Below are 8,216 nucleotides of genomic sequence, written 5' to 3' on the forward strand. Positions count from 1 at the left end.
TCAGCTAAAATGCACGCACTTGTTATTGGAGCATCGGGATTCATAGGAAGCCACATAGTTGACAACCTCATAGAGCGAGATTACGAGGTAACAGCCATCCTAAGGCACACAAGCAACGCGAGGTGGGTAAATCCGAAAGCCGAGATAGTCCGCATAAACACATTCAAACCTGAGCAGATAGCCGACAGATTTGCAAAAGCGGATTACTTCGTTCATGTTGCTGGACTTGTCAAAGCCTTAAGGATAAGGGATTTTTATCGCGTTAATGCTGAGATGGTTAAAATATGGCTTGAAGCATGCGAAAAATATTGCACGAAACTAAAGCGGTTCGTTCTCGTAAGCTCACTTGCAGCTGCTCGTCCCTCGGAGGTTCCTATAGATGAAACAGTGCCATCAGAACCGGTAACACACTACGGCAAAAGCAAGCGTCTCGGGGAAATTTACGCCGAGAAATTTATGGAAAAGATACCTATAACCATAGTAAGACCCCCTGCCGTCTACGGACCAAGGGATACGGAGATACTACGATATATAAAATTTATCAAATTAGGCATAGCTCCTATAGTTGGAAAGCCAACAGTAAAGGCTTCTTTAATATTTGTTTCAGACCTTGCGAGGGCTATAATAGAACTTATGGAGTGTCAAGAGGCTGCCGGTGAGACTTTTTTCGTAAAAAGCGACAAGACGCCGACGAGACTCGAATTCATAAAAGCTATAGCAGATGCCATGAACAAAAAACCCTTATTCATTCGAATTCCCGAGCCCATAGTTTACCTCGCTGCCTTTTTGTCCGGGACATACGCGAAGGTAGTCGGCAAAGCAACGATATTTACTCTCGACAAAACGCCTGAACTTCTGCTGTCATGGAATGTAGACGATTCCAAAATAAGGAAAACAATAGATTTCAAGCCAATGTATAGTCTTGAGGAAGGGTTTAAGTTGACGGTGGACTGGTATAAAAAAGTAGGCTGGCTTTGAAAAAAACGGCTTACATAGGCGATGGGGTGATAATAATCGTCGTGCTCATAGTAGGCCTCTCCCCAATAGTTAGCATACGAGGAAATGATAGAGCAACATCTTTTGAGATAACTATTAACGGGCGCGTTTACAGAACAGTATCGGCAAGCATCGACACCACAATTATCATTCCGGGGGAGATGGGCAAGATGGTTCTGGTTATAAAGGACGGTGTGGCATGGGTATCTGAGTCCTCATGCCCGCGGAAAATATGCATTAAGACAGGCAAAATAAACCAACCCGGTCAGGTTATAGCATGCGTACCCAACAAGGTCCTCATCAAAGCTTTAGGGCCTCAGAAAAGGCGCGAAATAGATGCTATACTTAAGTGATAGAACCAGGAAATTGGCTTTGTATTCCATACTTGTCTCACTGTCACTTTCCATCTGGGTATTCGAGGAGTTTATTCCCCGCCCGGCGCCATGGCTAAAGCCGGGGTTCTCCTACATTCCCGTCATAATAGGCATGGAACTCATGGGAACGGTGCTTGGCGGGAGCATAGCCTTGTTGCGTTCGTTTTTAGGTGCATTGATTTTTGGGCGACTCTTCTCAGCGTCTTTTATCCTCTCCATAAGTGGTGCTTCAGCAGCAGTAATAATTATGAGCTTATTGTTTCCGTTGCGCGGAAAGGTTCTGACATATATAGGAATAAGTGTTGCTGGAGCATTCACGAACATACTGGCACAGCTTATAATAGCGGGGAAACTTTTCTACGACATGAAAGCTATGCTAATGCTTCTTCCCCCCTCAACACTGTGGACAATTTTTGCCGGCGCTGTAGTCGGCATATTAGCCAATGCCATAATAAAAAGCAGAGTATCTGCCTCGTTGAAAGAGCGAAAAAATTAATTGGCTTGTAATGCTTATACTTCCTGTTCGTTGCCCAAAGCTTTTTTAAGCATGGATAGTGCCTCGCTGGTTCGCTCAGCTTCCTTCTCGTCAACCTTCGCAATAGCGAATCCTGCGTGAACCATAACGATGTCGCCTACTTTAGCATCAGGCAGCACCATTAACGATGCACGCTTCCTGAGCCCGCCGTAATCAATTATCGCGTACTCACCCTCAATTCTTACTATTTTACCGGGCACCGCAAGGCACATTTTTTTACATTGGCTTTTTGATGAAAATTCGTTGTTCAGCAGCCTGCTTTGCAGCTATTATAAAGTCTTTATAGCGCTGATAATCCCTCGTCGGTATTTTTATCTTCTTCAATCTGAACTTTTCGTGAACCGTTATTTTGTTGCCCTTTTTAGAGTATGTTATAGAGAAATCGGCGTATGGCTCGCACGAAAGTTTCACACCTTCAGGCAAACCTACCACCCTCGCGCCTTTCGGAAGTTCGATGGTAACATTATATTCCTTAGCTCTGGGGCAACTGTATTTTATCGCGTACTTTCTTTCCGCAAGATTAACCTCCTCAAACCCCGACATCGAATATTTAACGCCGGGAATGTCTATAATCCATATGTCGCCCTCCACCGATGGGAACGAATCGACCGATACTTTTGCCCATTCGCAAAGCTGGCTGTCCATGCTGCCTAAACCCTCAATCCCGAAGGTGTCTATCTTCGCGCGCGGGAATACTGAATTCATCCAATTCGTCACTATAACTCTGTATCTTTCTTTCTGCTGATATTCCCAAAAAGCCCTATACCCAGCTTCAAGCATTCCGATAGGTATTGATTTAAAATCTGCTTTTGCGCTGCCGTCAGCGGAAAGTTTGAGTTTGACCTCAAGTCTTTCGAGATTTTCCTCCGGTGCATTGAGAGGTATTATCCCCACCTCCTTAGATATGGCATCGACAAATGATGCACCGTGGTCACTGCAGCTAAAGTAAGGATATTTGAAAGTAAGACCGGTGGCATCAAGTACCTGCCAGTGTCCGTCAGGAAGCTTAACGCGAGAAATAAGGTGATTAGCCCTTGTCGATGGGAGACACCTGTAAAAAAATGTATTTCCCGCATTAAGGATTATAGGATGAGCTTCGAAGCCAGCGGCTTTAAGCATGGTGCATAAAAGTATTCCTTTATCTGAACAGTCCCCATAGCCGTTTTCAAGTGTCTCCTCGGCAGGATGACCAGTCTGACCTGACGATACACTTCCCTTTATCGATATGTACCTTATCTTGCGCTGAACCCAGCGATAAATCCTATCTATCTTCTCCTCAGGGGTTTTTGCCCCTTTTATTATTTCGTCAACGAGCTTCTGAATAGTATCGGTAACTATCATGCGCTTCTTCTGGAAATTCGCGAGCCAATCGAAAAGATAGTCCCAGTCCGGCATAGTTACACCGTAAAGATTGGGAGTAACATTACTATAACCTATCATCCGCCTTTCATAAACAAAGGGCGGAACATGCATGTAGTGCCATTTATAGAGTTTTGATGTATCATCGACGGTTATCTCTGGCGACGATGAACGCATGGAATCGACGAATTCCTTAACCTTTTCCCCAAGAGAGCTGTCAGCAAGTATGACCTCTCCCGGCTTGAATCCATCCAGCTGGAACATCGTGGGAAAGAGGCAGAATTTCTTGTGAGCATCGGTTCCATAATACAGAGCCGAGCCAATAACGCGCCCGGGATTCTGTAAAAAGTAGTATAGCGTTTTATCCTTTGGAATCCTTACTTCATACCGGCTTGAGTAAACTGGATCCTCGTCCTGAAAATACCATGTAATTCTATATATGAAGGTATCGTAGGGATTGTAAGTCTCGGTTTCGTATACATATTCAACTATCGCGCCTATCTGCACATTGGGAATGTCGAGGCTGTAGACTTTTCCGTAACCAAAAAATGGACCACCACGGGTTATAGAGCTTATCGTCGCCTTTGAGGTGTCAGCGTAAACTATAGTGCTATCCGGAAGTATTACTCTTGCCCAAAGCACTCTGCTTGCGGAACGCCCCTCATTTATGTAAAGTCTTCTTTTCCCCCATTCCAACCGTGATGACTTTAAAATTTTGCCTGCGAAGTGATATTTATAATACCTCGTTCCGTCCGACCTTAAAAGCGAGTAGCCGTGGTCTATAAGAATCAATCCGGCTGCATCGGGATATTTACTCTCAAGGCTGTCAGCAACTGCCATGAGAAACTCAGGTGGATAAGCTTCCTCAACTTTTTTTGCCTCAACCTTGCCCTTTTTAGCCTCAGCAAAAACCACACGGCGAATCTTTGCCTTGGGTATTTTCTCGCCGTCAATTATGAATTCATCGTTCTTAAGGATTATTTTCTTTGCTTTCTCCTCACCGCCGCCGTAGAACTCTATTTTCCCCGCAAAACTTAATGCTACAAGAAAAATTGCTACACATGTTAAAACCCTGCGCATAAAAATCCTCCTTGCTTAACCATACACATAATAATCGGATAAAAGAAAGCTTTATGCAAGAATTTAAATCTCTTTATGCTAAAATTTCGGGTGTGTAGCCTGCGTTGGTTATGGCATCCTTTATTTTCTCTACTTCGGCCGTGCCCTCAACGCGGACCATCTTGCTTTTAAGGTCAACGCTGACTTTTACCTCGCCGAGTGCATTTATTATAGCATTTTCAATTTTTAAAACACAGTGTTTGCAACTCATATCCGGCACCTTAATTACTACAGCGCCCGTTTTTGTTTCCAGTTCGGGTTTCCGCTTTTTCAAAGTTTTCCTGACGAAAACATTCAAAATAAGCGCAAAAAGCAGTGCGGCAGCGCCGTTCCTCACCCACGATGGGAACATTTCTCCACCAGCCAGCACCGCTTTAGTGAAGTCAAAGTCAGCGAATATCGTGTCCAGAAGCATCCCGAAGGCAAAAGCGGTTATAAGTATCACAGCAAGGTAAATAACGAGAACTTTCCCGCCAAGCTTTCCAGCGACAAACGATATAGTCGCGGTATTCGTTGCAGGTCCGGCAATAAGGAAAACCAGTGCGGCACCGGGCGCCATGCCTTTCGCTATAAGCGCCGCAGCGATAGGTATCGAACCCGTCGCGCAAACATACATTGGAATAGCTATGGCGAGAACGAGTGGATACGCTATGAAAGGTTTCGCCAAGTATGAGGCTACCGCACCTTTGGGTAGCAGAAGCGTTATAATCCCGCCGGCAAAAAAACCTATAACGAGCCACTTGCTGGTGTCCTCGACGAGCTCAAAAAAGCCATATTTTATCATCGCCGAAAACTTTTCGAAAAATGTATGCGAATGAGGCATTGGATTGTCGCACACATTGCACTTCTCGCCTTTCGGGGTTCCCTCAGCCGAATTACGCACTCTCCTCTTCGGGACAAACAAGTTCACAAGCGTTCCGCTTAAAACGCCGCTTATGAAAGCTATCAAAGGTCTTGCTACCGCGAAGACTGGTCCAAGAAGCGAGTAAGTAGCAAAAATGGAATCGACCCCAGTGGTGGGCGTGGACACGAGAAATGATAAGGTAGCGCCATCTGATGCACCGTTTTTCTTGAGATGAGCCGCAAGAGGGATGACCCCGCACGAGCAAACCGGAAGCGGCACCCCAAAAAGCGCCGACTTGAAAACCGCACCGATGTTTCCTCCGGACAAGGTTTTGTAAATCCACCGCGACGGAAGCACCACATGCAGCGCCCCCGCCAAGAAATAGCCGAAAAGCAAAAGTGGCGCCATTTGAGCTGCGAAAACCCACACCTGAGAAATTATTTTGGTTACGATTTCCATTTTCGCCTCGAAATAAAAGAAATATATACAATTAAATTAGTCAACAAAATATTGCGCATTAATTTTAGTATTCTCCGCAATTTTTCTCAGTATCTCTATTACCTCCTCCAATTTCGTTTCGGTAACCAGTTTTGCGCGCAGCCTTCTTGCGCCCGGAATGCCTCTCACAAGGTGAACGAAAAACTTCCTAAGAAACGCAAGCCCTTGCCTTTCGCCTCGCAATGCTATCTCGTCGTGGACGAAGTTGATAAATGTTTCTATTCTTTCAGCAAGAGATGCACTTTCAGGTTCTCTACCTTCAAGGTAATCCCTCAACTGGCTGAAAAGCTGAAAATTGGCTATTGCTCCCCGTGCTATGGCAACGCCGCGGACCTCGTCCGTTAATCTCGCCCTCAAGTCGTCAACGGAAAATATGTCGCCATTGCCCACAATGGGTATGTCAACTTTTTTGGCTATTTTTAACAGCGCATTCCAATCGGCAGAGCCGCTGAAACCCTGCAATGCAGTCCGTGGATGAATCGTAACGAACACAACACCAAGGCGCTTGAAGGATTCGAGCAATCTAATTATGCCATCGATATCAGGATGTTCAAACCCAATGCGCATTTTTACTGAAACCGGCAATTTTGCCCCCATAGCTGCCTCGACGATTTCGGAAGCCAGTTGTGGAGTCTCAAGAAGCGCAGCACCGGCTCCTTTCCTTATCACTTTTCGCACAGGGCAACCCATGTTGATGTCAATAAGATCAAATCCAAGCTCAGCAACCATGATGGATGCTTTTGCTATTAGTTCTGGTTTTGAGCCAAAAAGCTGAGCACCTATTGGTCTTTCCGATTCGTGAAATACAAGATAACGAAGGGAACGCTTGTAAGAGTATACTATTCCGTCGGCAGAAATCATTTCCGTAAAAACGATGTCCGCGCCGAATTTTCTGGCATAGCGGCGATAAACAGTATCGGTGTATCCAGCCATTGGCGCCGCAAAAAGCCATTTTCTATTCTCAGGCAGACCAAGCGTTGTCGGGCTATAGGTATTCACACGAAAATTTACACATAAAACTTGCTCGTGGAAAGTCGTAACTTATGGTATGCCTAATATTTCAAAAAGTGCGCAAGAATGGGATAATGGCACGATATAGAGCTTTTCACTTCTTGACTTTACATAGTGGTAGGTTATTTTTCCTAAAAAGAAAATCACAGGAGAACGCTATGGATACATTCGGTCAACTTCTGCGCAAAATCGAGGATAAAAGCGCAAAAATATGTGTAATGGGACTCGGCTATGTAGGACTTCCACTCGTTATGGAATTTTGTGAGGCTGGATTTTTTGTTTACGGCTTCGATGTCAACGATAGGAAAGTCAAACTCTTATCATCAGGTGAGTCAGATGTGGACGATATACCGTCAGAAAGAGTTAAAAAGCAGATTGATATCGGCAGATTTGCCCCTACTACCGACCCAAGCGTTATAGATTCCTGCGATGTGGTGTTAATATGCGTTCCCACGCCCCTTTCAGCGACCAAAGAGCCTGATATGAGTTACATTAAATCGGCGGTCGAAACGCTCATGTCACACAGTCATAAAGGTATGCTCGTAATTCTTGAGAGCACCACATATCCCGGAACGACAAGGGAACTCATAGCTCAACCATTCGAGAAAGCCGGGTTTGTCGTCGGTGAAGATGTTTTCGTAGCATTCTCGCCCGAACGAGTGGACCCTGGGAACAAAAAATGGCATACCGGAAACACACCAAAGGTAGTGGGCGGTGTTACGCAGAGATGCACACAAATAGCCTCAGCACTGTATCTAACTTTCTTGCCAAAAGTTATTCCTGTATCATCATCGGAGAGTGCGGAGATGGTTAAACTTCTCGAAAACACATTTCGGTCGGTTAACATTGCGCTTGTCAACGAGATAGCTATGATATGCGAGAAACTTGGGCTTGATGTCTGGGAAATTATTCGCGCAGCTGCAACCAAACCTTTCGGCTTTATGCCCTTCTACCCTGGACCCGGCGTAGGCGGACACTGCATACCCATAGACCCTCACTACCTTTCCTGGAAAATGCGCTCGATGAATTTTTACGCACACTTCATCGAACTCGCGGGCGAGATAAACTATGGAATGCCAGCCCGAGTGGTGGAAGGAGTGATAAAACACCTCAATAGGAAGAAAAAAGCCCTCAATGGCGCAGACATTCTCGTTCTGGGCGTAGCATACAAAAAAGACATCTCCGACCTCCGAGAATCGCCTGCCTTAAAAATAATAAGACTACTTCTCACCTATGGCGCTAACATCATTTATAATGACCCCCACATTGAAAGCATAAGCATAGAAGGCAAAACACTGAACTCAGCCGAACTTAGCGAAGAACTATTAAGAAGCGTTGACCTCGTTTTGCTCACCACCGACCACTCGAGCTATGATTACGAGTGGATAGCCAAGAATGCCGAACTTATTTACGATACGCGCAACGCCTTCGACGGCATCGGCGACTCGGAGGGCAAGATAGCGCGTTTGGGGGTAGGAGA

Annotated in this window: 8 protein-coding genes; 4 read left to right on the plus strand and 4 right to left on the minus strand. The window is 45.4% G+C overall.

All coding sequences use genetic code 11. The features are described from left to right. Positions 1 to 9: 9 nt before the first annotated feature. From J7J62_06485 to J7J62_06495, 3 genes are read left to right on the plus strand one after another with little or no spacing between them, the layout of a single operon-like run. Entirely contained in the window at positions 10 to 978 is a 969-nt protein-coding gene (locus J7J62_06485) for an NAD(P)-dependent oxidoreductase (GenBank protein MCD6124800.1), read from the plus strand. Continuing rightward, complete coding sequence (locus J7J62_06490; GenBank protein ID MCD6124801.1) at positions 975 to 1,349, plus strand: NusG domain II-containing protein; 375 nt, start codon at positions 975 to 977, stop codon at positions 1,347 to 1,349. The genes J7J62_06485 and J7J62_06490 overlap by 4 nt, the downstream gene beginning before the upstream one ends. Next, positions 1,333 to 1,866: a Gx transporter family protein gene (locus J7J62_06495; protein MCD6124802.1), complete on the plus strand. Its 534-nt coding sequence runs from the start codon at positions 1,333 to 1,335 to the stop codon at positions 1,864 to 1,866. Before J7J62_06490 ends, J7J62_06495 begins: the two co-directional genes overlap by 17 nt. A gap of 14 nt (positions 1,867 to 1,880) precedes the next feature. Here the strand turns inward: J7J62_06495 and J7J62_06500 are convergent, their stop codons facing one another. The 4 genes from J7J62_06500 to J7J62_06515 all read right to left on the minus strand — a co-directional run bounded on the left by J7J62_06500 (position 1,881) and on the right by J7J62_06515 (position 6,724). Next, the gene (locus J7J62_06500) at positions 1,881 to 2,117 is read right to left on the minus strand and encodes a HypC/HybG/HupF family hydrogenase formation chaperone (GenBank protein ID MCD6124803.1); all 237 of its coding nucleotides are present in this window, start codon (positions 2,115 to 2,117) and stop codon (positions 1,881 to 1,883) included. Positions 2,118 to 2,121: 4 nt separating this feature from the next. Further along, on the minus strand, positions 2,122 to 4,344 hold the full coding sequence (locus J7J62_06505) for a DUF3857 domain-containing protein (protein ID MCD6124804.1): 2,223 nt from the start codon (positions 4,342 to 4,344) through the stop codon (positions 2,122 to 2,124). Positions 4,345 to 4,417: 73 nt separating this feature from the next. Then, positions 4,418 to 5,686, minus strand: coding sequence for an SO_0444 family Cu/Zn efflux transporter (locus J7J62_06510; GenBank protein ID MCD6124805.1), 1,269 nt, complete (start codon positions 5,684 to 5,686; stop codon positions 4,418 to 4,420). Positions 5,687 to 5,722: 36 nt separating this feature from the next. Then, positions 5,723 to 6,724, minus strand: coding sequence for a tRNA-dihydrouridine synthase (locus J7J62_06515; protein ID MCD6124806.1), 1,002 nt, complete (start codon positions 6,722 to 6,724; stop codon positions 5,723 to 5,725). A 170-nt stretch (positions 6,725 to 6,894) separates the two neighbouring features. Here J7J62_06515 and J7J62_06520 point away from each other — a divergent pair. After that, a partial coding sequence (locus J7J62_06520) for a nucleotide sugar dehydrogenase (GenBank protein MCD6124807.1) occupies positions 6,895 to 8,216 on the plus strand: 1,322 nt, incomplete at its 3' end.

Source organism: bacterium (assembly GCA_021159335.1).
Lineage (GTDB): Bacteria > UBP14 > UBA6098 > B30-G16 > B30-G16 > JAGGRZ01.

Coding starts and splice junctions, on each gene's coding strand:
- J7J62_06485 (MCD6124800.1), top strand. CDS start 10: ATGCACGCACTTGTTATTGGAGCATCGGGATTCATAGGAAGCCACATA.
- J7J62_06495 (MCD6124802.1), top strand. CDS start 1,333: ATGCTATACTTAAGTGATAGAACCAGGAAATTGGCTTTGTATTCCATA.
- J7J62_06500 (MCD6124803.1), bottom strand. CDS start 2,117: ATGTGCCTTGCGGTGCCCGGTAAAATAGTAAGAATTGAGGGTGAGTAC.
- J7J62_06505 (MCD6124804.1), bottom strand. CDS start 4,344: ATGCGCAGGGTTTTAACATGTGTAGCAATTTTTCTTGTAGCATTAAGT.
- J7J62_06510 (MCD6124805.1), bottom strand. CDS start 5,686: ATGGAAATCGTAACCAAAATAATTTCTCAGGTGTGGGTTTTCGCAGCT.